Raw genomic sequence first — 21,517 nt, forward strand, 5'->3', positions numbered from 1 at the left:
ACGCGCGGCCGACGTGCAAGCCCAAAGTGAAGAACGCGCGCCGCCTCTGCCGGGCAGTTCGTTCGCGTCAAATTCGCGCGTTAAATGTATCACAGAGTAACTAACCACCTTGCCTGCGCGGCTCGTCCTGTTCGCCCCACTCGCCGGGATCGCCTCCCTGGGTCTCAACCTTGCACCAGATCAAATCTTTCCGGTATCGGCCGGCCGAACTGAACCCTTGCGCTTGAGCGCCCGAACCAAAAGGCCTATGGTGGGCAACTTGTCACAAACAGGTCCCCCATGTTTCCCAACGACCGACCCCAGACCCTGGGCGAAGAAATCGCCAACAGCATCAGCCACGGACTTGGCGCCGCAGGCGCGCTGGCTGGCGCACCGCTCCTGATCGCCGCCGCAGTGCGCCAGGGCGATGCGGCCTTCATTGCCGGCGCCGCCGTATTCGCGGCGTCGATGTGCCTGCTGTACCTCGCGTCCACCATCTATCACGCGCTGCCGCGGTGCCGCGCCAAGCAGATCTTCAACGTACTGGACCATTCGGCCATCTACCTGCTCATCGCCGGCACCTACACGCCGTTCGCGCTGGGCGCGCTGCGCGGACCGTGGGGCTGGACCCTCTTTGGACTCGTCTGGGGCCTGGCGCTGCTGGGCGTGGGCCTGAAGGCGAGCAAGCGGCTCAACCGGCCCGCGCTGTCCACCGGCCTGTACCTGGCAATGGGCTGGATCGTCGTCATCGCGGTCAAACCGCTGCTTGAGCTGGTGCCGTCGGGGGGGCTGTGGTGGCTCGTGGCGGGCGGCCTGGCGTACACCGGCGGCGTGGTGTTTTTCGTCTTCGACAACCGCTGGCGCTACAGCCATTTCATCTGGCATCTGTTCGTGCTGGCCGGCACCGTCTGCCACTTCTTTGCCGTGTTCTGGTACGCCGCCTAACGCCGCAGCGGCGCCCGGGCAGCCGCGGGCGCCTGCCGCAAATATGCCGTAGGGGGATGGCCCAGCACGCGACGGAACATCGTTGAAAACGCCGCAGGGCTTTGATACCCGAAATCCAGCGCAATGGCCGTGACGGGGTCGCCCTCGGCCAGGCGCGCCAGCGCCAGCACCACACAAGCGCGCTGCCGCCAGGCCAGATACGACATGCCCGTATGCTGCCGGAAAACCCGGCTGAACGTGCGCAGGCTTACGTGCAGCCGGTCGGCCCATGCCTGCGGCGGCATCCGCGCATCCGGCGCGGCAATGAAGGCGCGGCATAGCGGCGCCAGGCGCCTGTCGCGCGGCAACGGAATATGCAGGGGCAGAACCGCCGCGCGCTCGATCTCGTGCAGCAACAAGGCCGCCAGTGCCCCATCCCGGCCGCGCGGATCATAGGCGGCGGGCATGTCCACCGCCTCCAGCAACAACTCGCGCATCAGCGCGGACACTTCAATCACCTCGCAGACCGTGCGGTCCGCGCGTACCGCGCCCGGCTCGATGTACGCGCTTCGCGTGCTGACGCCCAGCATGCGGACCTGATGCGTCACACCCGCCGGAATCCAGACGGCGCGTTGCGGCGGCACCACCCAGTTGCCGTCGCGCGTCACGACGTGCATGACGCCCGTCGCCCCGTACAGCAACTGCGCGCGCCGATGCGCATGCGCCGGCAGCAGACCGCCGGGCGGATAGTCGTTGCCGATGGCCACCACCGGGCGGTCCAGGTTGTCGTAGCGGTCGATATGGGTACTGCGCATGGGGATCTGCCGGGAGCGAGGCGCCAGCCTGGATGCGACGCGTCCACGGCGCAAGGCGTTGGCCGAAACGAAAACGTCATTGTCCCACCCTCGAAAGCGGGCCAATCGCCGGCGTCCTATCGTGGCGCTTTTCCTGATTGGGCAACGACATGATTTATCTGGTGTTGGCGCTGTTTGGCGGTCTGAGCGGCGTCACGACGGTGCTGTTCGGCTTTGGCGGGGGTTTCGTGGTGGTGCCGGCCCTATATGGGGTGTTGACGTCGCTGCATGGCGCGGACGACGCGATGCGCCAGTCGGCGATGCACATCGCGGTGGCCACTTCCACGTGCGTGATGATCGTCAACTCGGTCTCGGCCACGCGCAAGCATTGGCGCGCCGGCAACCTTATCGGTGAATACGTCTGGCCGCTGGCGGGTTATATCGCGGCGGGCGCACTGCTGGGCGCGCTTGCCGCCATGCACGCCGGCGGCGACTTCGTGCGCCATGCATTCATCGTCTATCTGGCGGCGACTGTCCTGGATTGCGTGCTGCGCCAGGGCTTCATGTCTGGGCGAGACGGTGCGGGGCCGCGCGGGCTGGACCGCATCACTGCGATGGGCGGCGGCGTCGTCATCGGAATGATTGCCGCGTTTCTAGGGGTGGGAGGCAGCGTCATGACCGTGCCGCTGCTGCGCCGGCGGGGCCTGCCCATGGCCAAGGCCGCCGCCATGGCCAATCCGCTATCGCTGCCGGTCGCGCTGGCGGGCACGCTGGCCTACCTGGCCGCCGCGCGCGACCTGCCCCACGCGCTGGCGCCGTGGATTGTGGGGTATGTGGACATATTGGCCTTCGCGGTGCTTGCGATGGGGTCGCTGGCCGGGATTCACCTTGCCGCCCCGCTGATCCCGCGCATCCCCGACCGTGTGCACGCCCGCGTCTACGTGCTGCTGCTGATTCTCGTCATGTTGAGCATGATCGCGCTCTAACCCTCGATTTTCGGCAAACCTAAGGAAACATCGCGGCCAGCAGCGACTACGAAACCGCGCAAAACGTTTCGGACGCAGCCCCGGGGTGCCCCCCGCACAGGCTCGGTCGTCTCGTGGCCTGCCGAAACAGGAAAACACATCGCGAAACTTGTCCCCTGGCCGCCCGGATCGTCATCATGGTCGGACTATCAACCGGAACAAGGAGTTTTCATGCAGCGTTCCACTTTTGCATTCCTATCCGCCGCCGTGCTGACGACGGCGCTGTCCGGTGCACCCGCCCTGGCTCAACAAAGCGCGCAGGCCCCGGCGCAGACGCAGGCCCAGCCCGGCATGGCTCCCGCCATCCAGAAACCGACGGATCAACAATTGCAGAAGTTCGCTTCGGCTTCGCAGAAGATTTCGGGCGTCGTTGACGAATACCGTCCCAAGGTCGATGCCGCCAAGACCGATGACGCCAAGCAGAAGGTCGTTCAGGAAGCGGACGCCAAGATGGTCAAACTTGTCCGCGCCGATGGGCTGTCGGTCGAGGAATTCAACGGTATTGGCCAAGCCGTGCAGCAAGATCCCCAGCTTCGCGACCGTCTGATGAAGATGGCGCCGGCGCAGCGCTGACCTGCAACGGCATCCCAAACGGACACCACATCGGATTCCGCTCGCGTACGACGCGGCTAATTCGATGACTCGGCGCCGCGCTCCCTGCTGGGGCCGCGGCGCCTTGTTCACTGGACCTGTCAGGTCTTCAGGCGATAACCCGTCTTGAAGATCCAACGCACGCCAATCAGGCACGCCACCAGGAAGACCAGTGTCATGCCCACGCTGATTTCGATACTGACGTCCGACACCCCGAAAAACGCCCAGCGGAAACCGCTGACCAGGTAGACCACGGGATTGAACAGCGTGACGGTCTGCCAGAACGGCGGCAGCATGTTGATGGAATAGAACGTGCCGCCCAGGAACGTCAGGGGCGTGATGATCATCAGCGGAATGATCTGCAGCTTTTCAAAGCCGTCGGCCCAGATGCCGATGATGAAGCCGAACAGGCTGAACGTCACCGCGGTCAACACCAGGAAGGACAGCATCCAGAACGGGTGCGCCACGTCGAACGTCACGAACAGACGCGCGGTGGCCAGCATGATGAGGCCCAGGATGATGGATTTGCTGGCGGCCGCTCCCACGTAGCCCATCAGGATCTCCACGTAGGAGATAGGCGCCGAATGGATCTCGTAGATCGTGCCGGAGAATCGCGGCATGTAGATGCCGAACGAGGCGTTGGCGACGCTTTGCGTCAGCAGCGACAGCATGATCATGCCGGGCACGATGAACGCGCCGTAGCTTACACCGTCGATTTCGACCATGTGCGATCCGATGGCCGAGCCGAACACGACAAAATAAAGCGAGGTCGAAATCACCGGCGACAGCACGCTTTGCATCAGCGTGCGCCAGGCGCGGGCCATTTCGAAGAGGTAGATGGCGCGTATGGCGTAGAAGTTCATGATTGACCGTGCACCAGGCTGACAAAGATGTCCTCGAGCGAGCTTTCCGAGGTATTCAGGTCCGCAAATTCGATCTGCAGGCGGCTCAGGTCCTGCAGCAGACGCGAGATGTCGCCGCCCCGTTCGTTGTCATAGGTATAGACCAGCTTGTAGCCATCGGCGGACAGCTCAAGCTGATAGGCGTCCAGCGCCGTGGGGATGCCCGGCAGCGGCGCCTTCAACGTCAGCGCAAGCTGGCGCTTGCCCAGCTTGGCCATGAGCGCGTTCTTTTCCTCGACCAGGATGATCTCGCCCTTGCGGATGACGCCGATGCGGTCCGCCATTTCCTGGGCTTCTTCGATGTAGTGCGTGGTGAGGATGATGGTGACGCCGCTTTCGCGCAGCCGACGCACCATTTCCCACATGCCGCGCCGCAATTCGACGTCGACGCCCGCGGTGGGCTCGTCCAGGAACAGGATGGCCGGTTCGTGCGACAGCGCCTTGGCGATCATGACTCGCCGCTTCATGCCGCCGGACAGCGCCATGATGCGGCTGTCTTTCTTGTCCCACAGCGACAGCTCGCGCAGGACCTTTTCAATATAGGCGGGATCCGCCGGCTTGCCGAACAGCCCGCGGCTGAAGGTGACGGTGTTCCACACGCTTTCAAAGGCGTCAGTGGAAATTTCCTGCGGCACCAATCCGATCTTGGACCGCGCGGCGCGAAAGTCCGTCACGATATCGTGACCGTCGGCCAGCACCTTGCCCTGGGTGGGATTCACGATGCCGCAGATGATGCTGATCAGCGTGGTCTTGCCCGCGCCGTTCGGCCCGAGCAACGCAAAAATCTCGCCGCGCTGGATGTCCAGGTTGACGTTCTTGAGCGCCTGGAATCCGGACGCATATTGCTTGGATAAGCCTTGTACTGAAATGACTGGCTGCACGCGAGCCCCCAACTTGACCATAGCCGGAGGATTTTACCCGCCGCGCAGACCCTGCTTGTTCAGCGTGGCGGAACGGTGTGTTTGATTTTTGGAAACACTGGCCTTAGAAGTCTTCGTCCTCTTCCACCTTTGGCATCAGGTAGGCCGTCAACGCGCTGGAAAAGCCGGCCATCACCCACAAGACGAAAAACGATACGGTGTAAAAGCCCATGCGGCCCGTGGGAACGTATCCAAAAATGGTCACGTCCAGCGGGTCGATCAGGGCGAAGATCAGCGCGCTTCCCGCTGCGGCGGCCAAAAACGATGGCCACAGGATCCACATCAGCGATCGCAATCCCATGCGTGCACTCCCCCGATCAAGGTTTGGCGGCTGCCGGGCTGGCAGCCGCCGGCGACTGCGTCCCGGCCGCGGCAGGCGCGGTCTGTTCGATGACCAGCCCCCGCTTGACCACGCCCTCCTGGATGGGCTGGCTGGCAAACTGGGTCATCGCAAAGTAGATCGTGATGAAGCAGCCTATCATGGCGGCAAACGGACCCGCCATCAGGATCCACGGCCAGGGCTCGCGGTACCAGGGCTTGACGGGATGCGCCGGGTCGGCGGATTCGAGGGTGATGTGTGCAGCGTTCATGAAATGTCCTTGTTGTGCCCAGGGCGAGTGTCAGCCCTACTCGGGCACGTAGAAACTGGCGGCTTCATCAGTTTCGACCTGGCGGTTCTCGCCGTCCTGCCCCTTGGCGCGCAGCGTGATGGCATGCGCGCCGGGCGTGGCCCCCGCCGGGGCGCGGATGACCATCGGCACCAGCTTGTTGGCGGCGGGCTCGACCTCGACCACGTCCGATCCCTGCTGTCCCGCCATCACCGCCAGGTCGGGCATGCCTTCGGCCGTCAGGCGCAGGCGCATTGGCGCGTCCGAGGTGTTGATGATCTGCAAGCGGTAAACGTTTTCGATCATGCCGCCCGCCACCTCGCGGCCCAGCACGCCGCGGTCTCGGATGACGTCGACGCGCAACGGGTTGCGGACCACCAGCGAGGCCACGAAGGCCACCGCCAGAATCAGGATCAACGTGCCGTAGATCAGCACGCGAGGCCGCAGCAGATGCGACCGCGCGCTCTTGGTGGACAGGCCGTCCAGCATGGCGCGCTCGGACGTGTAGCGGATAAGACCGGGTTCGTACTGCATCTTGTCCATCACCTGCTCACAGGCGTCGATGCACGCGCCGCAGCCGATGCACATGTATTGCAGGCCGTCACGGATGTCGATGCCCGTCGGACAGACCTGCACGCAGAGACTGCAGTCGACACAGTCGCCCAGCCCTTGCGCCTTGTGGTCGACCTTGCGCGAGCGGCCGCCGCGCGGGTCGCCCCGGCGCTTGTCGTACGTGACGACGAACGTGTCCGGATCGACCATCACGCTCTGGAAGCGAGCGTAAGGGCACATGTACTTGCACACCGATTCGCGCATGAAGCCGGCATTGCCCCAGGTGGCAAAGCCGTAGAACAGCATCCAGAACCATTGCCACGGCCCGAGCTGGAGCGCGAACAGTTCGTGGCCGAGTTCGCGGATGGGCGCGAAGTAGCCGATGAACGTGGATCCCGTCCACCACGCCAGCGCGATCCACAGGAAGTGCTTGGTGAATTTCAGGCGGAACTTGCGCCAGGTCCAGGGCGATTCGTCCAGGCGGATGCGCGCAATGCGGTCGCCTTCGACCTTGCGCTCGATCCACATGAAGATTTCGGTGTAGACGGTTTGCGGACAGGCGTAGCCGCAGAACAGGCGCCCGGCCACCGCCGTGAAAAGAAACAGCGCCAATGCCGAGATGACCAGCAGCACGGCAAGATAGACGACGTCCTGCGGCCAGAGCACCAGTCCGAACAAATAGAACTTGCGCGCGCCCAGGTCGAACAGCACGGCCTGTCGCCCGTTCCATTGCAGCCAGGGCAAACCGTAGAAGATGATCTGCGTGATGAAGACGAACGCGATGCGCCAGCGGGCAAATATGCCGCTGACGGACCGCGGGTAGATCTTGCTTCGCACCCCCGCCAGCGTCTGTTCCAGGGTTTCCTGGCCAGGACGCGGCGGCCGCGTATGCGGCCGCCAAGGCGGCGGGTCACCGCCAGGCGAACTGCTGACGCTTGCGGTTGACCCATCTTCCATTTGCTGCTCCGTGCTGGTTAGTGCTTAGTGATATGGAAGGCCGCTGCGCGGCCGTCCATTTACGTGCTGCCGGCTCACTGCTTGGCCGCGCCGGATTCGGCGGGCGATGCGGCGGCCTGCTTCTGCGCATCGGGCTTGTTCGACAGACCCCAGACCCAGGCAGTCAGGATCTTGATCTGCTCGGGGCTCAGGATGTGTTCGTGTGCCGGCATGCGGTTGTCGCGGCCTTCAAGAATGGTCTTGACGATGCTGGCTTCCGAGCTGCCGTAGAGCCAGACGTCGTCGGTCAGGTTCGGCGCGCCGACGAGCTGGTTGCCCTTGCCATCGACACCGTGACAGGCGACGCAGAAGTTGGCGAACTCGCGCTTGCCGCGGAACACGCGGACCGGATCGGCGGTCAGGCCCGACAGCGAACGCACGTACTGCGCGATGTCGCCGGCCATCTTGGGATCGATCGAGTCCTTCCAGGGCGGCATGATGCCGTGGCGGCCTTGCTTGATGGTTTGCATGATGGCTTCGGGCGAGCCGCCGTGCAGCCAGTCGCCGTCGGTCAGGTTGGGGAAGCTGGGCGCGCCCTTGGCGTCGGAACCGTGGCACTGCGCGCAGGTGTTCAGGAAAAGGCGCTGGCCGATTTCGCGGGCGCCCGGATCCTGTGCGATCTGCGGCACGGTCATGGTTTCGAAGCGTGCGTAGATGGGACGCACGGCCTCGGCCATCTTGGCCTGCTGCTGCGCCACTTCCTCGGTGCTGCTGTATCCCAGCTTGCCCTTGTACTCGCCCAGGCCCGGCATCAGGAACAGGTAACCCAGCGCAAAGGCGCAGGCCAGCAGATACATCCACGTCCACCAGGTGGGGACCGGGTTGTTGAGCTCGGTCAGGTCGCCGTCCCAGACGTGACCGGTGTCCTCGACCTGGCCACTGGCCGGCTTGGCGCTGAGCCAGCGGCGTTGCGTGTACAGCAGCCACACGCACCACACCACCCCGCCCACGGCGACGATCGAGATGAAATACCCCCAGAAGCCATTGACGAAATCGCTCATGACCGATTCGCTCCATCTTGTTGTGCCTGCCCGAATTCATCGGGCAGTGCGAACGGCAGCATGGCCGATTCGCGGTTGGCGCTCTGGCGGCCGCGCGAGCAGGCCCACCAGACGATGCCGAAAAAGGTCGCCATCGAGATGGCGGTGACGATTGCGCTGATATAGCCGACCATGATCAGCCTCCCGAGGCCGCTTGAGCGGCCGGCTGCGCCGAGGACTGCTGGGACTTCTTGGCTTCTTCGGCCTTCTTGGCTTCTTCAGCCTGCTTGGCCAGCTGCGCCTTGCGAACGCCTACGCCCAACCCTTGCAGGTAGGCCACCAGCGCGTCTTCTTCGGTCTTGCCTTCGATGGCCTTCGGCGCGGCGGCGATTTCCTCGTCGGTGTAGGGCACGCCCAGGGCGCGCAGGGCGCGCATGCGCTGGTCGACGTTCTGGCCGGTGATGACCGTCTTTTCAAGCCACGGATAGGCGGGCATGTTGGATTCCGGCACCACCTTGCGCGGATCGCGCAGGTGGATGCGGTGCCAGTCGTCGGAGTAACGCTCGCCCACGCGGGCCAGGTCGGGGCCGGTACGCTTGGAGCCCCACAGGAACGGGTGGTCGAAGACCGATTCAGCCGCCACGGAGTACGACCCGTAGCGCTGGACCTCGGCGGCGAGCACGCGGACCTGCTGCGAGTGGCAGCCGACGCAGCCTTCGCGGATGTAGACGTCGCGGCCCATCAGCCGCAGCGGGCTGTAGGGTTCGACGCCCGCCACGGGCTGGGTGGTGCTGTGCTGGAAGAACAGCGGGATGATCTGGACCAGGCCCGCGAAGGAGACCACCAGGATGCTGGCGATGATCATCCAGCCGATGTTCTTCTCGAGGGTCTGGTGAGAAAAGAAGCCGTGATTCTTGTTGGCCATGATGTCCTCGTCAAACAGTGGCCGGCACGGCGGTCGCGGGGACCGTCGGACGGGCGGCATGGGGATCGTCTTGCGGAATGGCGGGATTGACCGCCGTGGCGCCGCTCACCGTCTTCCATACGTTCCAGGCCATGACGAACACACCGCACAAGAACAGGGTTCCACCCAGCAAACGGATCAGGTAGTACGGAACGCGCGTCTTCAGTTCTTCGACGAAGCTGTAGACCAGGGTGCCGTCCGGCGCCGTGTCGCGCCACATCAGGCCTTGCTGCACGCCGGCGATCCACATGGCGGCGATGTACAGCACCACGCCGATGGTCGCGATCCAGAAGTGCAGTTCGATGGCCTTGACGCTGTACATCTTTTCGCGGCCGTACAGGCGCGGGATCAGGTAGTAGAGCGAGCCGAACGAAATCATGGCGACCCAGCCCAGCGCGCCGGAGTGCACGTGGCCGATGGTCCAGTCCGTGTAGTGCGACAGCGCGTTCACGGTGCGGATCGACATCATCGAGCCTTCGAACGTGGACATGCCGTAGAACGACAGCGCGGTGACCATGAACTTCAGGATCGGATCGGTGCGCAGCTTGTACCAGGCGCCCTGCAGGGTCATGATGCCGTTGATCATGCCGCCCCAGGAAGGCGCCAGCAGGATCAGCGAGAAGGTCATGCCCAGCGACTGGGTCCAGTCGGGCAGCGACGTGTACAGCAGGTGGTGCGGGCCCGCCCACATGTACGTGAAGGCCAGCGCCCAGAAGTGGACGATGGACAGGCGATACGAGTAGATGGGACGGCCGGCCTGCTTGGGCACGAAGTAATACATCATGCCCAGGAAGCTGGTGGTCAGGAAGAAGCCCACCGCGTTGTGGCCGTACCACCACTGCACCATGGCGTCCTGCACGCCGGCGTAGGCGGAGTAGGACTTCCACATCGACACCGGCATTTCAATGTTGTTGAAGATGTGCAGGATGGCGATGGTGAGGATGTACGAGCCGAAGAACCAGTTGGCGACGTAGATGTGCTTGGACCGGCGCTTGATGATGGTGCCGAAGAACACGATGGCGTAGGCGACCCAGACCAGCGTGATCAGGATGTCGATGGGCCATTCGAGTTCGGCGTATTCCTTGCTGCTGGTAAAACCCATGGGCAAGGTAATCGCGGCCGCGACGATGACGACCTGCCAGCCCCAGAACGTGAAGGCGGCGAGTTTGTCGCCGAACAGGCGCGCCTGACAGGTGCGCTGCACGACGTAGTAGGACGTCGCGAAAAGAGCGCTGCCGCCGAAGGCGAAGATCACGGCGTTGGTGTGCAGCGGGCGCAGGCGGCCGTAGCTGAGCCATGCGGTGTCGAAATTCAACTGAGGCCAAATTAGCTGCGCGGCAAGAAACACACCGACAGCCATGCCGACAATGCCCCAGACCACGGTCATGATTGCGAACTGCCTCACGACCTTGTAGTTGAAGGTATCGGACTTGCTTGCGATTGCGGGGCAATCGTTCATCACCCATCCCCTAAAGTAACAAGAACTTCCAGGCTTCGATGATGGGACTAGTCACAGGAGTCGGCGTTGATTTGGATCAACCGGGGTGCGACGCCTTGGACATCGCTGCATAACCGCAACGCTCTTAGGGGTATCTGGCCGTGAAAAGACCTGGCCGGCGGCCGCGGCGAGCGGCACGCGACCGTCAGCGGCGGCCGGCGGCGCCGCTGTCGTCGTCGCGCAGGATGGCCGTGCCGGCGTTGTCGGTGTCGTCGTACTGGCCATTGAAAACGGCCCACCACAGCGATACGCCGATGGCCAGGACAAAGAGCAGCGAGAGCGGCAGCAGAAGGTAGAGGATGGTCATGATGCCGCCCCGAGCGCGCTGCCGGCCGCCGTGGCGCCCGACCAGTCGCGGCGGCACAGGCGCCACGAGTTGTAGGCCACCGCTAGCGACGACAGCAGCATGGTGATGGCAGCCAGCCAGGGCGTGACCCAGCCGACCAGGGCCAGCGGCGTCATCAGCAGGTGCCAGACGAGCGAGCCGTAAAGGTTCTGCCGCGCCTTGCGCCGCGCCTCGGCAAGCAGCGCGTCCAGCGCGGACTCGGGCATGTCGGGGTGCGCCGCCAGGGCGCTGTGCGCGGACGCCATGGCGGTGGGCACGGCCATGGACATGGCGCAGGGGCAGCTCATGACCAGCAGCGCCACCATGACGGGAATGCTGTGGGCGGGATCGATGTAGGCCCAGCCGGCGGCGGCGGCCAGCGCCAGCGCCACCTGCGCCAGGACGAACCGGGACGCCACGCGGTCGGCGCGCGCCCCCAATAGCAGACGCTGGTCTTCGACGCGGGCATGGCGGCGGCCGGCGGAACCCGCGCCGCCGAACGATTGGCGGGCGCACAGTTCGAGGTAGCGCGCGGTGAGCAGGAACGCCACGAACATCGTGACCGAGTCGAAATAGACTTCGCCGTGGCCGGTGTAGGTGGCGTGCACGCTGGGGATGAAGGCGGCGACGATGCCAAGCGCCACGGGCACGTCCATGCCGGCGCGCCCCTGCCGCAGGTTGGCGCCGGCATGGCGCCAGATGGGCCATGCCGAATACAGGACAACGGGCACGGTCAGCGCGAAGCTGGCCCAGTTCATGAGGACGATGGCCCAATCCAGGGTTTCGAGCGCGTCGGCGGGCATGGATTCGTGGCGCAGATAGCCGGGCCACGCGAACATCATGACCTGCATCATCGCCAGCCACGCGAGCGACAGCCGCACCAGCGCGTGGCGGCGTTGCTGGCGGTCGGCGTCGGGCAGGCTGGCCGGGACGGCGAAAATGGATTTGGCACGCATGATGGCGATGGTAATCAGGCCCGCCCCCGGCCGCCTTGATCTGAATCAAGGCCGTCGTGGCGATTTGCCGCCGCACCGGCCGCCCCCTGTCCGTCCCCCCCTGTCCGTCCCCCCCTGTCCGTCCCCCCCTGTCCGTCCCCCCCTGTCCGTCCCCCCCTGTCCGTCCCCCTGTCCGTACCCCTGTCCGTCCCCCTGTCCGCCCCCCCCCTGTCCGCCCCCCATCCGCCCGCCCACGCCATCCGTCCGGCCATGGCCGATATGGCCGGTGGCGTGCGCGGCGAACGCCTGATACAAGATCATCCTGACGGCCTGCATGTTCTGCGCGGCCTGAAGGGCATCGGCGCGACCACCCATGCGCCCGGCCGCCCGCCGCTGGGCGCGGCGCAACTGCGCCGGGTGCTGGCCGAGTTTGACGAACAAGGCGCCACGGTGACGTATCACCTGGCGTACGGTATGTGGAGAAAGACCATGCAGCGGCCTAATGGCGTTTTTGTGACGGGCACCGATACCGGCATCGGCAAAACCCTGGTGTCGGCCATCCTGGCCCGTGCCTGGAATGCCGATTACTGGAAGCCGGTGCAGACGGGCGTGGCCGAAGAGCCCGGCGACACCGACACCGTCGCCCACCTGGCGCGGTTGCCGCCCGAGCGCCTGCACCTGCCTGCCTACGTGCTGCAGGCGCCGCTGTCGCCGTGGGCGGCCGCCACGCTGGAAGACACGGTCGTCGACGCCACGACCATCGTGCCGCCCGCGACGCGGTCACCGCTGATTGTGGAAGGCGCGGGCGGCCTGTATGTGCCGATCGACGACACGCACATGATGATCGACCTGATCGCGCGACTGGACATGCCGGTGGTGCTGGCGGCGCGCAGCGGACTGGGCACCATCAACCACACCTTGCTGAGCCTGAAGGCGTTGCAGCGGCGCGGCATCCCCGTGCTGGGCGTGGTCATGAGCGGCCCGCCGTCCGCGGGCAACAAGGAAGCCATCGAGCGCTTTGGCGGCGTGCGCGTGCTGGCGGAGATCCCGCCGCTGCCGCGCGTGGACGCCGCGGCCGTCGATGCATTGGCCCAGGGCATCGCGCCGCTGGCCGAATGCCTGGCGGCGCTGTATGACGCCGAAACCGAAGCGGACTAGCCCAGACGCCAGTCCGCCGCGCCCGGCATCACTGCCGGGCCATGTCGATGAACGCCCGCAGCGCCGATGAGACGCGGCGCTGCCGGGGGTAATACAGCATGAAACCCGGAATCACGGGACACCAATCCTCCAGCAGCCGCACCAGCCTGCCCGATGCAAGCAGGTCCGCCACGTAGCTTTCGGGAACGTAGCCGATGCCGATGCCATCGCAGGCCGCGCGCACTTCGGCGTGCACGTCGCTCAGGGCTATGCGGCCCGGCACGTCGATTTCCACCTTTTCGCCGTCTTTCTCGAACTCCCATTTGAAATAGCGGCCGCTGGGAAACCGGTAGCGCACGCAGTCGTGCCGCAGCAGGTCGGCCGGCGTCCGGGGCGCCTCGCGCCCCTGCAGATAGGCGGGCGACGCCACCACCACCGCGCGCAGCGGCGGGCCGATGGGAACCGCGACCATGTCCTCGGGCACGGCTTCAAGCAAACGCACGCCCGCGTCGAAGCCGGATTTCACGATGTCCACAAAACTGTCGTCTTCCCCTATTTCCAGGCGGATGTCCGGATAAGCAGCCAGAAAACGGGCCGCCATGGGCATCAGCACCAGGTACGAGGCCGCGCGCGACGTGTTGATGCGCAGCGTGCCGGCGGCGGAACCGCGAAAGTGGTTCATTTCGTCCAGTGCGTCGCCCAGGCCATGCAGCACCGGCTGCAGGCGCTCGGCCAGGCGGTGGCCGGCTTCGGTCAGGGCCACGCTGCGCGTGGTGCGGTTGAACAGGTTCACCTCAAGCCGCTCTTCCAGGTTGCGGATGGCGTAGCTGACCGCCGAGGTGGACAGGCTGAGCTCTTCGCCCGCCTTGCGGAAGCTGCCCAGACGGGCAACCGCCGAGAACGCGGCAAGATGGGATAAGTTGTCGAGCGACATGATTATGCAAATTTATTCAATAAATCATGCCGAAATTCTAGCTTGAAGTGGGTTGACGGCGGGCTTATTGTGAACGCCTGCTCAATAAACATCCCAAGAGGCCGTCATGATCCAAGCCCAAGGCTACGCCGCGCACAGCGCCGACACTCCGCTGGTTCCCTTCAGCTTCACCCGCCGTGAACCGGGCGACGATGACGTGCTGATCGACATCCTGTACAGCGGCATCTGCCACTCCGACCTGCACCAGGCGCGCGGCGACTGGGGCAATTCCATGTACCCGATGGTGCCCGGCCACGAAATCATTGGCCGCGTCGCGCAAGTGGGCAAGAACGTGACGCGATTCAAGGTCGGCGACTACGCCGGCGTGGGCTGCATGGTGGACTCGTGCCGCCATTGCAAGGCGTGCCGTCTGAACCTCGAACAATATTGCGAAGAGAACGCCACGCTCACCTACAACGACAGGGAGCGCGGCAGCGACCAGCTGACGTTCGGCGGCTACTCCGATCGCATCGTGGTGACCGAGCACTTCGTCGTGAAGGTGTCCGACAAGCTCGACCTCAAGGCCGTCGCGCCGCTGCTGTGCGCCGGCATCACCACCTATTCCCCGCTGCGCCACTGGAAGGTGGGGCCGGGCAAGAAGGTCGGCGTCATCGGGCTGGGTGGCCTGGGCCACATGGGCGTGAAGTTTGCGCATGCAATGGGCGCGCATGTGGTGATGATCACGACTTCGGCCGACAAGGCCCGCGATGCCAAGCGCCTGGGCGCGGACGAGGTGCTGGTCTCGCGCGATGCCGACGCCATGGCGGCGCACGCCGGCACGTTCGACTTCCTGCTGAACACGGTTCCCGTCAGCCACGACGTCAATCCCTACATGGCCCTGCTGGCGCTTGACGGCACCATGGCGCTGGTGGGCGCGCTGACGCCGCTGGATCCGATCCCCGGCGCCAACCTCATCATGGGCCGCAAGTCGCTGGCCGGCTCGGCGATCGGCGGGATGCAGGAGACGCAGGAAATGATGGATTTCTGCGCCGAGCACAACATCGTCAGCGACGTGGAAATCGTGCCGATCCAGGCCGTGAACGAGGCCTACGAGCGGCTGGTGAAGAACGATGTGAAGTATCGCTTCGTGATCGACATGGCGTCGCTGAAGGAAACGCGCGCTGCCGCGTAAGCCTGCTTCCCCGAGGGCCTTCTAGGCGTTGCGGCGGGACCGGTAGTCGACCACATAGGATTCGACCCCTGCGCCCGCCAGTTGACTGATGACTTGGCCGAAGTGGATGCGGCCTTGGGCGGATGCCTCCGCGGTTTCACGAATGATGGTTTGCGTGGACGCGTTCATGGATGGCTCCTGACGGTGAAAAGGAGAAGACCGTTCCGGCGCCTCGGCCTTCGCACCGTCCAGCGTACTGCGGGAATCGCGCCATCGCGAAACAAAAAAAGAGGGTGCCCGCAGGCACCCTTGAATCCACCCTACAACAGCACCTGCGACTACACACCTGCATGCGGCGCCCGGCGTCCCGCGGGACTGGCCGGGCGCTGCCGGCTTACGCAGCCTTCTGCGCCTTGCCGTGTTCGAACTGCGCCTCTTCGGTCGAGCCGGTCAGCGCGGTCGTGGACGACTTGCCGCCCTCGATCGTCTGGGTCACGGCGTCGAAGTAACCGGTGCCCACTTCGCGCTGGTGCTTCACGGCGGTAAAGCCCATTTCGGCGGCGGCAAATTCCTTCTGCTGCAGTTCCACGAAGGCGCTCATCTGGCGGCGGGCGTAGCCGTGGGCCAGCTCGAACATGCCGTAGTTCAGCGCGTGGAAGCCGGCCAGCGTGATGAACTGGAATTTGTAGCCCATGGCGCCCAGCTCTCGCTGGAACTTGGCGATGGTGCCGTCGTCCAGGTTCTTCTTCCAGTTGAACGACGGCGAGCAGTTGTAGGCCAGCAGCTTGCCCGGGAATTGGCGATGGATGGCGTCCGCGAACTTGCGGGCGTATTCCAGGTTGGGCGTGGACGTTTCGCACCAGATCAGGTCGGCGTACGGCGCGTAGGCCAGACCGCGGGAAATGGCTTGGTCGATGCCGGCGCGGGTGCGGAAGAAACCTTCCACCGTGCGCTCGCCGGTGATGAACGGACGATCGTTTTCATCGACGTCGCTGGTGACCAGGTCGGCGGCGTCGGCATCGGTACGGGCCAGCAGCAACGTCGGCGTGCCCATCGTGTCGGCGGCCAGGCGGGCCGACACCAGCTTGGACACGGCCTCGCGGGTGGGCACCAGCACCTTGCCGCCCATGTGGCCGCACTTCTTCACGGAAGCGAGCTGGTCTTCGAAGTGGACGCCCGACGCGCCCGCCTCGATCATGGCCTTCATCAGTTCATAGGCGTTGAGCACGCCGCCGAAACCGGCTTCGGCGTCCGCCACGATGGGCGCGAAGAAGTCGATGTAGCCTTCATCGCCGGGGTTCTTGCCTTCCATCCACTGGATCTGGTCGCAGCGCGTCAACGAATTGTTGATGCGGCGAACCACCTGCGGCACGGAGTTGGCGGGATAGAGCGACTGGTCGGGATACATTTCGCCGGCCAGGTTGGCGTCGCCGGCGACCTGCCAGCCCGACAGATAGATAGCCTTCAGGCCGGCCTTGACCTGCTGCATGGCCTGGTTGCCGGTCAGGGCACCCAGCGAATTGACGAACGGCTCGCTGTGCAGGAGTTCCCAGAGGCGCGTGGCGCCGCGGCGGGCAAGCGTGTGTTCGACGCTGATCGAGCCGCGCAGGCGGATGACGTCTTCGGCGCTGTAGTCGCGCTTGATGCCCTGCCACCGGCTGTTTTCGGCCCAATCTTTCTGCAGGTTGCGGATTTCGGTTTCGCGATTGCTCATGGTGATGCTCCTGGTCAGTAGTGAGAGAACTTCAAAGGATTCGCGTCGTGCATTGCGTGAATCGTTGGAGAAAGTCTATGCCTGTGCTGCGGAGCAATGTGAAGGCAGGTCTTATACAAGACGAAAAATGTTAGCCATTTAAATCAATGAGTTATGAAGACTATTTTGTATAATGAAATGCGATTGTCGTTTATGAAATGCCGCCCCGCTGCTGCGCAACACGGGCTTTCACATGCCGAGAGTTACATTTCACGTTGTGGAAAATCGGGCCCCTCTCAACGCCTACAATGCCGTCATCCCGTTTTTGAATTCCTGCTATGACCCTGTCTCACGGCCCTCTCGGGCAGAGCGTGGCCTACGCCTCGCAATACGATCCCTCGCTGCTGTTCCCCATTGCGCGCTCGCACAACCGCGCGGCGCTCAATCTGAATGACGGCAACCTGCCCTTTACCGGGGTGGACCTGTGGAACGCCTACGAGCTGTCGTGGCTGGACGCCAAGGGCAAGCCGCGGGTGGCGATGGCGACGTTCTCGGTGCCGGCCGACAGCCCCAACATCATCGAATCCAAGTCGTTCAAGCTGTACCTGAACTCGTTCAACCAGACCCGACTGGTCAATTCAGCGGCCCTGCGCGGCCGGCTGGAACGCGACCTGAGCGCCGCCGCGGGCGCGCCGGTGGGCCTGGACTTCTTCTTGCCGCAGCGCTTTTCCGAGCTGCAGATGGGCGAGCTGGACGGCATCTACATCGACAAGCTGGATATCGAGATCGACACCTATGAGCCCGCCCCCGAGCTGCTGCGCACCCGGCCGGGCGACGTGGTCGAGGAAACGCTGGCGTCGCGCCTCTTGAAGTCGAACTGCCCCGTGACCGGCCAACCCGATTGGGCCACGGTGCAGATCCGCTACCGCGGCAAGCCGATCGATCGCGAGTCGCTGCTGCGCTATGTGGTGTCGTTCCGCCAGCACGCCGAATTCCACGAGCACTGTGTCGAGCGCATCTTCAGCGACATCATGCAGGCGTGCGGCCCGGAGCACTTGACGGTGTATGCGCGCTACACGCGCCGCGGCGGACTGGACATCAATCCCTGGCGCAGCAACTTCGAGGCGGCGCCGCCGGCCGATAGACGAACCGTCCGCCAGTAGCCCGCCTGCCACGAGAAACGGCCGCCCGAGGGCGGCCGTTCTACGTTTACTGTCCAGCGATACCGGTCTATGTTCACTTCACGAACGGCTCAGGCCGCGGCGTGTCGTCTTCGGACGGCGGCAGCACCGGGTACTGGATGACTGGCTGGTCGCCCGTGAGTGTCTTCAGGAATGCCACGATCTGGCCGTTTTCATCGGGCGTGAACGTGCGGCCCAGTTGCAGGCGGCCCATCACGTCGACGGCCTGCGTCAGCGTGGCCGCTTCGCCGTCATGGAAGTACGGGTAGGTCAGCGCGACGTTGCGCAGCGTCGGCACCTTGAAGTTGAAGCGGTCCGCGTCCTTGCCCGTGACCGCGGCGCGGCCTTCGGCCTTGTTCTCGGTGATATAGGGGGTGACCAGCCCCATCTTCTGGAACGAGTTGCCGCCCACCGCCACGCCGTTGTGGCAAGCGACGCAGCCGCTGTTCTTGAAAAGCTCGTACCCGGCCAGTTCCCGGACGGTCAGCGCTTTCTTGTCGCCCTTGAGCCACTGGTCGAAACGCGAATTCGGCGTGACCAGGGTTTCTTCAAACGCGGCCAGCGCGCTGGTCACCTCGCCGATGGTGATCGTGTCCTTGCCGAAGACCTGCTTGAATTCGGCGCGGTAGCCCGGAATGGAATTGAGCACCTGCACCGCCAGCTCGTGGGTGGACGCCATTTCCATGGGGTTCTCGATCGGGCCGCCCGCCTGTTCGCGCAGGTCCTTGGCGCGGCCATCCCAGAACTGGGCGATGTTCAGGCTGGAATTGAGCACGGTCGGCGAATTGATGCCGCCCTGCTGCCATTTGTGGCCGATGGAGGCCTTCAGGTTGTCGGACCCGCCCATCGCGAGGTTGTGGCAGGAATTACAGGAGATCGCGCCGGAGCGGGACAGACGCGGATCGAAGAAGAGCTTCTTGCCCAGTTCGACCTTGGCGGGTTCCTTGATGACGGCGGGCGCGATCGGCTGGATGGGTTCCTGCGACGCGCTCCACGCCTGATTTGCCCACAGTCCCAGTACGAGTCCCACGGCCAGCAGCGTATTTGTCTTTCTCATTTGCTTCTCCTGTGAATAACCAGATCAACCACATGGTTATTACATCGGGGAAGCCATGCTCTGGCCTTGCGAGGCATCAAGCGGCGCCGGCCGGGGCGCACGCGGCGATGCCGTGCTTGATGGCGCGCAAGGCAGCGCTGGCGCCGTGCGGGGCGATCAAAGGGGTTGGGGCGCCCTGCGGTTACGGCGCCCGCGGTCTCACCGCATTACGGCCGCGCTGCTGCCGCCGCCGCGGGCGGTTCGGCGCGGCGCGCCTGCACCGCGATCCACTGCGCCAGGAAAGCGGCCACGGCGAACGCCACGCCCGCACCCACCCACGGGCCTTGCCGCAGGCCGGCATCCAGGAGCAGACCGAAAGCGAGCGGCCCCAGCGCCGAGCCCACGTCCATGCCCGAATACACCAGGCCGTAGACCGAGCCGGTCGAGCCCTTGGGCGTCACGCGGCGGATCAGCATGTCGCGCGACGGTGCGGCCACGCCCGAGCAGAAACCGGCCAGGCCCACGACGGGCGCGGCCAGCACGGCGGGCACTAGCCCCAGCGCCAGCACGACCAGCGTCAGGCCAGCCAGGATCAGCGCCACCATGACGGTGCGCTCGGTGCGCGGGTTGGCCGACACCAGGAAGCCGCCGGCCGCCATGCCCACCGCCGAGGCGACCATGTATCCGGACAGCGCGGAACTGGCCGTGACCTTGGACAGGTCGTAAAGCTGGCCCAGCAAGGGAATGGTGTAGTTCTGCACCGACGAAAGCGCGATGGAAGTGCAGGCAAAGAAGAGGAAAGCGCCCCACAGCGCGGGCTTGGACAAGAGCGCGGACAGCGTGGCCAGAACGCCCTCTTGCGGTTTGGCGGCGGGCTTGGGCGCGTTGGCGGCATCCTTGGCGTCGCCGCCGGCCTCGACGGGCGACGGGCCACCCAGCAGGTCGCGTCCCAGCACCGTCAGCAGCAGCACCAGCGCCACGAGGCCGGCGGCGCTATAGGCTGCCACGCGCCAGTTGGCCAACAGCGTGATGGTGGTGATGAACACGGGCGTGAGCGCCCACCCCAGGTTGCCAGTCAGGCCGTGCGTCGAGAACGCATGGCCGAGCCGCGGCGCGGTGACGCGGTGGTTGATGAGGGAGTAATCGGCCGGATGAAACACTGAATTGCCGATGCCGCCGATGACGGCGGCGGCCATCAGCATGACGTAGCCGGTGGCCGATCCGATCAGCACGCCCGACAGCACGAAGCAGCCCAGCCCGAACCAGAGCACGGGGCGCGCGCCGATGCGGTCCACCACGAAACCCGAGGATGCCTGGCCGATGCCGGAAACCACATAGAACGTCGAGACCAGCAGGCCCAGCCGCGCGAAGTCCAGCCCGAACTGAAGGCCCAGCGCGCCGTACAGCGACGGCAGCACAAGCTGGAAGAAGTGGGACGACGCGTGCGCGACGCCGATGAGCAGGATGATTTTCCAGTCGCGCCGGCGTACGTCGGCGTCCGAGAGCAAGGGGGTGGCGGCGGTAGCGGTGTTCATTGCACAAGGCCGCGAAGGCGGCAGGATGCGTTCCGCCCGTGGCGGTTCGCGGGTTGTCTCCGGCGGCGCGCGGGTACTTGCCCGGGCCTAATTTTTTTGCGACTGCAGGGTCTGCAACTGCGCCGGGCCGGCTTATTCAGCCGGCCCGGAAAATCGATACTACATGGCTTTTTCGCGGATCGCGGGCCAGGCGCGTTGCAGGTAGTACAGCATCGACCACACCGTCAGCACCGCGGCCACGATGATCAGCACGTCGCCCAGCAGCTTGGTGCTGACGCCGTAGATTGTCTGGTTATACAGCAGGCACGGAATGGCGATCATCTGCGCCGCCGTCTTGAACTTGCCCAGCCGGTGCACGGCCACGCTGGCGCTGGCGCCGATCTTGGCCATCCATTCGCGCAGCGCGGAAATCGTGATTTCACGGCCGATGATGATGAGCGAGATGAAGGCGTCGACCCGGCTCAGGTCAAGCAGCACGATGAGCGCGGCGCAGACCATGAGCTTGTCGGCCACCGGGTCCAGAAATGCGCCAAATGCCGATGTCTGGTTCCAGCGCCGGGCGAGCCAGCCGTCGAACCAGTCGGTCAGCGCGGCGATGATGAAGGCCCATGCCGCCAGCGTATCGCGCGTGGGAACAGACATCCAGCTTTCGGGCAGATAGAACAGCCCGACCACCAGCGGAATCATGGCGATACGCAGCCACGTCAGAATAATGGGAACGTTAATTGGCATAGTGTCCGTATCCTAACAGCTAGAGCCCACCCCCGAAGCGCCTTTGGCGCTTCCCCCTCAAGGGGGCGCCTCTGCGGACCGGCGGAGCCGGATCCGCGCGGCCCGGATTGCTCGTCGGGTGGAGTG

Annotated in this window: 23 protein-coding genes and 1 pseudogene; 6 read left to right on the forward strand and 18 right to left on the reverse strand. The window is 64.9% G+C overall.

The annotated features are described in order from the left end of the window. Positions 1-279: 279 nt before the first annotated feature. Positions 280-924: a PAQR family membrane homeostasis protein TrhA gene (trhA, locus tag QEP15_RS16290; RefSeq protein ID WP_108697030.1), complete on the forward strand. Its 645-nt coding sequence runs from the start codon at positions 280-282 to the stop codon at positions 922-924. On the opposite strand, the gene QEP15_RS16295 is transcribed toward trhA, so the two are convergent. Next, positions 921-1,718 (reverse strand): AraC family transcriptional regulator, encoded by a 798-nt coding sequence (locus QEP15_RS16295; RefSeq protein ID WP_280147736.1) that lies wholly within the window; start codon positions 1,716-1,718, stop codon positions 921-923. The genes trhA and QEP15_RS16295 overlap by 4 nt on opposite strands. A 149-nt stretch (positions 1,719-1,867) precedes the next feature. On the opposite strand from QEP15_RS16295, the gene QEP15_RS16300 reads away from it, so the two are divergent. Together QEP15_RS16300 and QEP15_RS16305 are read left to right on the forward strand one after the other, a co-directional pair. Next, entirely contained in the window at positions 1,868-2,683 is an 816-nt protein-coding gene (locus tag QEP15_RS16300; RefSeq protein ID WP_175155864.1) for a sulfite exporter TauE/SafE family protein, read from the forward strand. A 210-nt stretch (positions 2,684-2,893) separates the two neighbouring features. Further along, entirely contained in the window at positions 2,894-3,295 is a 402-nt protein-coding gene (locus QEP15_RS16305) for a DUF4168 domain-containing protein (protein ID WP_152384903.1), read from the forward strand. Between the two features lie 119 nt (positions 3,296-3,414). On the opposite strand, the gene QEP15_RS16310 is transcribed toward QEP15_RS16305, so the two are convergent. The 11 genes from QEP15_RS16310 to QEP15_RS16360 form a co-directional block, all read right to left on the reverse strand. Further along, complete coding sequence (locus QEP15_RS16310; RefSeq protein WP_056323950.1) at positions 3,415-4,176, reverse strand: ABC transporter permease; 762 nt, start codon at positions 4,174-4,176, stop codon at positions 3,415-3,417. Continuing rightward, on the reverse strand, positions 4,173-5,096 hold the full coding sequence (locus QEP15_RS16315; protein ID WP_056324626.1) for an ABC transporter ATP-binding protein: 924 nt from the start codon (positions 5,094-5,096) through the stop codon (positions 4,173-4,175). Before QEP15_RS16315 ends, QEP15_RS16310 begins: the two co-directional genes overlap by 4 nt. A 103-nt stretch (positions 5,097-5,199) precedes the next feature. Further along, positions 5,200-5,436 carry a hypothetical protein gene (locus tag QEP15_RS16320; RefSeq protein WP_056323947.1) on the reverse strand — a complete coding sequence of 79 codons (237 nt, stop codon included), beginning with the start codon at positions 5,434-5,436 and terminating at the stop codon, positions 5,200-5,202. 16 nt (positions 5,437-5,452) lie between these two features. Continuing rightward, positions 5,453-5,725, reverse strand: coding sequence for a FixH family protein (locus QEP15_RS16325; RefSeq protein ID WP_062839085.1), 273 nt, complete (start codon positions 5,723-5,725; stop codon positions 5,453-5,455). Positions 5,726-5,761: 36 nt separating this feature from the next. After that, a complete protein-coding gene (gene ccoG, locus QEP15_RS16330) occupies positions 5,762-7,252 on the reverse strand; it encodes a cytochrome c oxidase accessory protein CcoG (protein ID WP_128828608.1) in 1,491 nt (496 codons plus the stop codon). A gap of 74 nt (positions 7,253-7,326) precedes the next feature. Continuing rightward, complete coding sequence (gene ccoP, locus QEP15_RS16335) at positions 7,327-8,292, reverse strand: cytochrome-c oxidase, cbb3-type subunit III (RefSeq protein ID WP_062839086.1); 966 nt, start codon at positions 8,290-8,292, stop codon at positions 7,327-7,329. Beyond that, on the reverse strand, positions 8,289-8,465 hold the full coding sequence (locus QEP15_RS16340) for a cbb3-type cytochrome oxidase subunit 3 (protein ID WP_056323938.1): 177 nt from the start codon (positions 8,463-8,465) through the stop codon (positions 8,289-8,291). The genes ccoP and QEP15_RS16340 overlap by 4 nt, the downstream gene beginning before the upstream one ends. 2 nt (positions 8,466-8,467) lie before the next feature. Continuing rightward, positions 8,468-9,196 (reverse strand): cytochrome-c oxidase, cbb3-type subunit II, encoded by a 729-nt coding sequence (gene ccoO, locus QEP15_RS16345; protein WP_056323935.1) that lies wholly within the window; start codon positions 9,194-9,196, stop codon positions 8,468-8,470. Between the two features lie 10 nt (positions 9,197-9,206). Further along, a complete protein-coding gene (gene ccoN, locus QEP15_RS16350) occupies positions 9,207-10,694 on the reverse strand; it encodes a cytochrome-c oxidase, cbb3-type subunit I (RefSeq protein ID WP_152384905.1) in 1,488 nt (495 codons plus the stop codon). Between the two features lie 184 nt (positions 10,695-10,878). Next, positions 10,879-11,040 carry a cbb3-type cytochrome oxidase assembly protein CcoS gene (gene ccoS, locus QEP15_RS16355; RefSeq protein ID WP_062839088.1) on the reverse strand — a complete coding sequence of 54 codons (162 nt, stop codon included), beginning with the start codon at positions 11,038-11,040 and terminating at the stop codon, positions 10,879-10,881. Then, positions 11,037-12,014, reverse strand: coding sequence for a P-type ATPase actuator domain-containing protein (locus tag QEP15_RS16360; RefSeq protein WP_152384906.1), 978 nt, complete (start codon positions 12,012-12,014; stop codon positions 11,037-11,039). Before QEP15_RS16360 ends, ccoS begins: the two co-directional genes overlap by 4 nt. Before the next feature lie 219 nt (positions 12,015-12,233). On the opposite strand from QEP15_RS16360, the pseudogene bioD reads away from it, so the two are divergent. Next, positions 12,234-13,151, forward strand: a pseudogene (gene bioD, locus QEP15_RS16365) (dethiobiotin synthase); the annotation flags it as partial. Between the two features lie 28 nt (positions 13,152-13,179). Here bioD and QEP15_RS16370 read toward each other — a convergent pair. Next, positions 13,180-14,064, reverse strand: a complete 885-nt coding sequence (locus QEP15_RS16370) for a LysR family transcriptional regulator (RefSeq protein ID WP_280147738.1) — start codon at positions 14,062-14,064, stop codon at positions 13,180-13,182. 106 nt (positions 14,065-14,170) lie between these two features. Here QEP15_RS16370 and QEP15_RS16375 point away from each other — a divergent pair, with 106 nt between their 5' ends. Further along, positions 14,171-15,235 carry an NAD(P)-dependent alcohol dehydrogenase gene (locus tag QEP15_RS16375; protein ID WP_152384908.1) on the forward strand — a complete coding sequence of 355 codons (1,065 nt, stop codon included), beginning with the start codon at positions 14,171-14,173 and terminating at the stop codon, positions 15,233-15,235. A 21-nt stretch (positions 15,236-15,256) separates the two neighbouring features. On the opposite strand, the gene QEP15_RS16380 is transcribed toward QEP15_RS16375, so the two are convergent. Continuing rightward, the gene (locus QEP15_RS16380; protein ID WP_280147739.1) at positions 15,257-15,403 is read right to left on the reverse strand and encodes a DUF1398 domain-containing protein; all 147 of its coding nucleotides are present in this window, start codon (positions 15,401-15,403) and stop codon (positions 15,257-15,259) included. A 205-nt stretch (positions 15,404-15,608) separates the two neighbouring features. Next, positions 15,609-16,928, reverse strand: a complete 1,320-nt coding sequence (aceA, locus tag QEP15_RS16385; RefSeq protein WP_056323915.1) for an isocitrate lyase — start codon at positions 16,926-16,928, stop codon at positions 15,609-15,611. 317 nt (positions 16,929-17,245) lie between these two features. Here aceA and queF point away from each other — a divergent pair, with 317 nt between their 5' ends. Further along, the gene (gene queF / locus QEP15_RS16390) at positions 17,246-18,070 is read left to right on the forward strand and encodes an NADPH-dependent 7-cyano-7-deazaguanine reductase QueF (RefSeq protein ID WP_217618962.1); all 825 of its coding nucleotides are present in this window, start codon (positions 17,246-17,248) and stop codon (positions 18,068-18,070) included. 73 nt (positions 18,071-18,143) lie between these two features. Here the strand turns inward: queF and QEP15_RS16395 are convergent, their stop codons facing one another. The 3 genes from QEP15_RS16395 to pgsA form a co-directional block, all read right to left on the reverse strand. After that, the gene (locus tag QEP15_RS16395; protein WP_152384911.1) at positions 18,144-19,145 is read right to left on the reverse strand and encodes a cytochrome-c peroxidase; all 1,002 of its coding nucleotides are present in this window, start codon (positions 19,143-19,145) and stop codon (positions 18,144-18,146) included. Between the two features lie 206 nt (positions 19,146-19,351). Beyond that, positions 19,352-20,659, reverse strand: a complete 1,308-nt coding sequence (locus tag QEP15_RS16400) for an MFS transporter (RefSeq protein WP_152384912.1) — start codon at positions 20,657-20,659, stop codon at positions 19,352-19,354. Between the two features lie 159 nt (positions 20,660-20,818). After that, positions 20,819-21,391 carry a CDP-diacylglycerol--glycerol-3-phosphate 3-phosphatidyltransferase gene (gene pgsA / locus QEP15_RS16405; protein ID WP_056323904.1) on the reverse strand — a complete coding sequence of 191 codons (573 nt, stop codon included), beginning with the start codon at positions 21,389-21,391 and terminating at the stop codon, positions 20,819-20,821. Positions 21,392-21,517: the final 126 nt, after the last annotated feature.

Source organism: Achromobacter mucicolens (assembly GCF_029866465.1).
GTDB classification, from domain to species: domain Bacteria; phylum Pseudomonadota; class Gammaproteobacteria; order Burkholderiales; family Burkholderiaceae_B; genus Achromobacter; species Achromobacter mucicolens.

Bases quoted from the DNA above. Each gene is read 5' to 3' on its own strand.
- QEP15_RS16375 (WP_152384908.1), top strand. From the start codon at position 14,171: ATGATCCAAGCCCAAGGCTACGCCGCGCACAGCGCCGACACTCCGCTG.
- ccoO (WP_056323935.1), bottom strand. From the start codon at position 9,196: ATGGCCAACAAGAATCACGGCTTCTTTTCTCACCAGACCCTCGAGAAG.
- QEP15_RS16340 (WP_056323938.1), bottom strand. From the start codon at position 8,465: ATGGTCGGCTATATCAGCGCAATCGTCACCGCCATCTCGATGGCGACC.
- pgsA (WP_056323904.1), bottom strand. From the start codon at position 21,391: ATGCCAATTAACGTTCCCATTATTCTGACGTGGCTGCGTATCGCCATG.
- QEP15_RS16395 (WP_152384911.1), bottom strand. From the start codon at position 19,145: ATGAGAAAGACAAATACGCTGCTGGCCGTGGGACTCGTACTGGGACTG.
- QEP15_RS16325 (WP_062839085.1), bottom strand. From the start codon at position 5,725: ATGAACGCTGCACACATCACCCTCGAATCCGCCGACCCGGCGCATCCC.
- QEP15_RS16400 (WP_152384912.1), bottom strand. From the start codon at position 20,659: ATGAACACCGCTACCGCCGCCACCCCCTTGCTCTCGGACGCCGACGTA.
- ccoP (WP_062839086.1), bottom strand. From the start codon at position 8,292: ATGAGCGATTTCGTCAATGGCTTCTGGGGGTATTTCATCTCGATCGTC.
- queF (WP_217618962.1), top strand. From the start codon at position 17,246: ATGACCCTGTCTCACGGCCCTCTCGGGCAGAGCGTGGCCTACGCCTCG.
- QEP15_RS16305 (WP_152384903.1), top strand. From the start codon at position 2,894: ATGCAGCGTTCCACTTTTGCATTCCTATCCGCCGCCGTGCTGACGACG.
- QEP15_RS16360 (WP_152384906.1), bottom strand. From the start codon at position 12,014: ATGCGTGCCAAATCCATTTTCGCCGTCCCGGCCAGCCTGCCCGACGCC.
- QEP15_RS16300 (WP_175155864.1), top strand. From the start codon at position 1,868: ATGATTTATCTGGTGTTGGCGCTGTTTGGCGGTCTGAGCGGCGTCACG.
- QEP15_RS16310 (WP_056323950.1), bottom strand. From the start codon at position 4,176: ATGAACTTCTACGCCATACGCGCCATCTACCTCTTCGAAATGGCCCGC.
- ccoN (WP_152384905.1), bottom strand. From the start codon at position 10,694: ATGAACGATTGCCCCGCAATCGCAAGCAAGTCCGATACCTTCAACTAC.
- ccoG (WP_128828608.1), bottom strand. From the start codon at position 7,252: ATGGAAGATGGGTCAACCGCAAGCGTCAGCAGTTCGCCTGGCGGTGAC.
- ccoS (WP_062839088.1), bottom strand. From the start codon at position 11,040: ATGACCATCCTCTACCTTCTGCTGCCGCTCTCGCTGCTCTTTGTCCTG.
- QEP15_RS16380 (WP_280147739.1), bottom strand. From the start codon at position 15,403: ATGAACGCGTCCACGCAAACCATCATTCGTGAAACCGCGGAGGCATCC.
- QEP15_RS16320 (WP_056323947.1), bottom strand. From the start codon at position 5,436: ATGGGATTGCGATCGCTGATGTGGATCCTGTGGCCATCGTTTTTGGCC.
- QEP15_RS16295 (WP_280147736.1), bottom strand. From the start codon at position 1,718: ATGCGCAGTACCCATATCGACCGCTACGACAACCTGGACCGCCCGGTG.
- trhA (WP_108697030.1), top strand. From the start codon at position 280: ATGTTTCCCAACGACCGACCCCAGACCCTGGGCGAAGAAATCGCCAAC.
- aceA (WP_056323915.1), bottom strand. From the start codon at position 16,928: ATGAGCAATCGCGAAACCGAAATCCGCAACCTGCAGAAAGATTGGGCC.
- QEP15_RS16370 (WP_280147738.1), bottom strand. From the start codon at position 14,064: ATGTCGCTCGACAACTTATCCCATCTTGCCGCGTTCTCGGCGGTTGCC.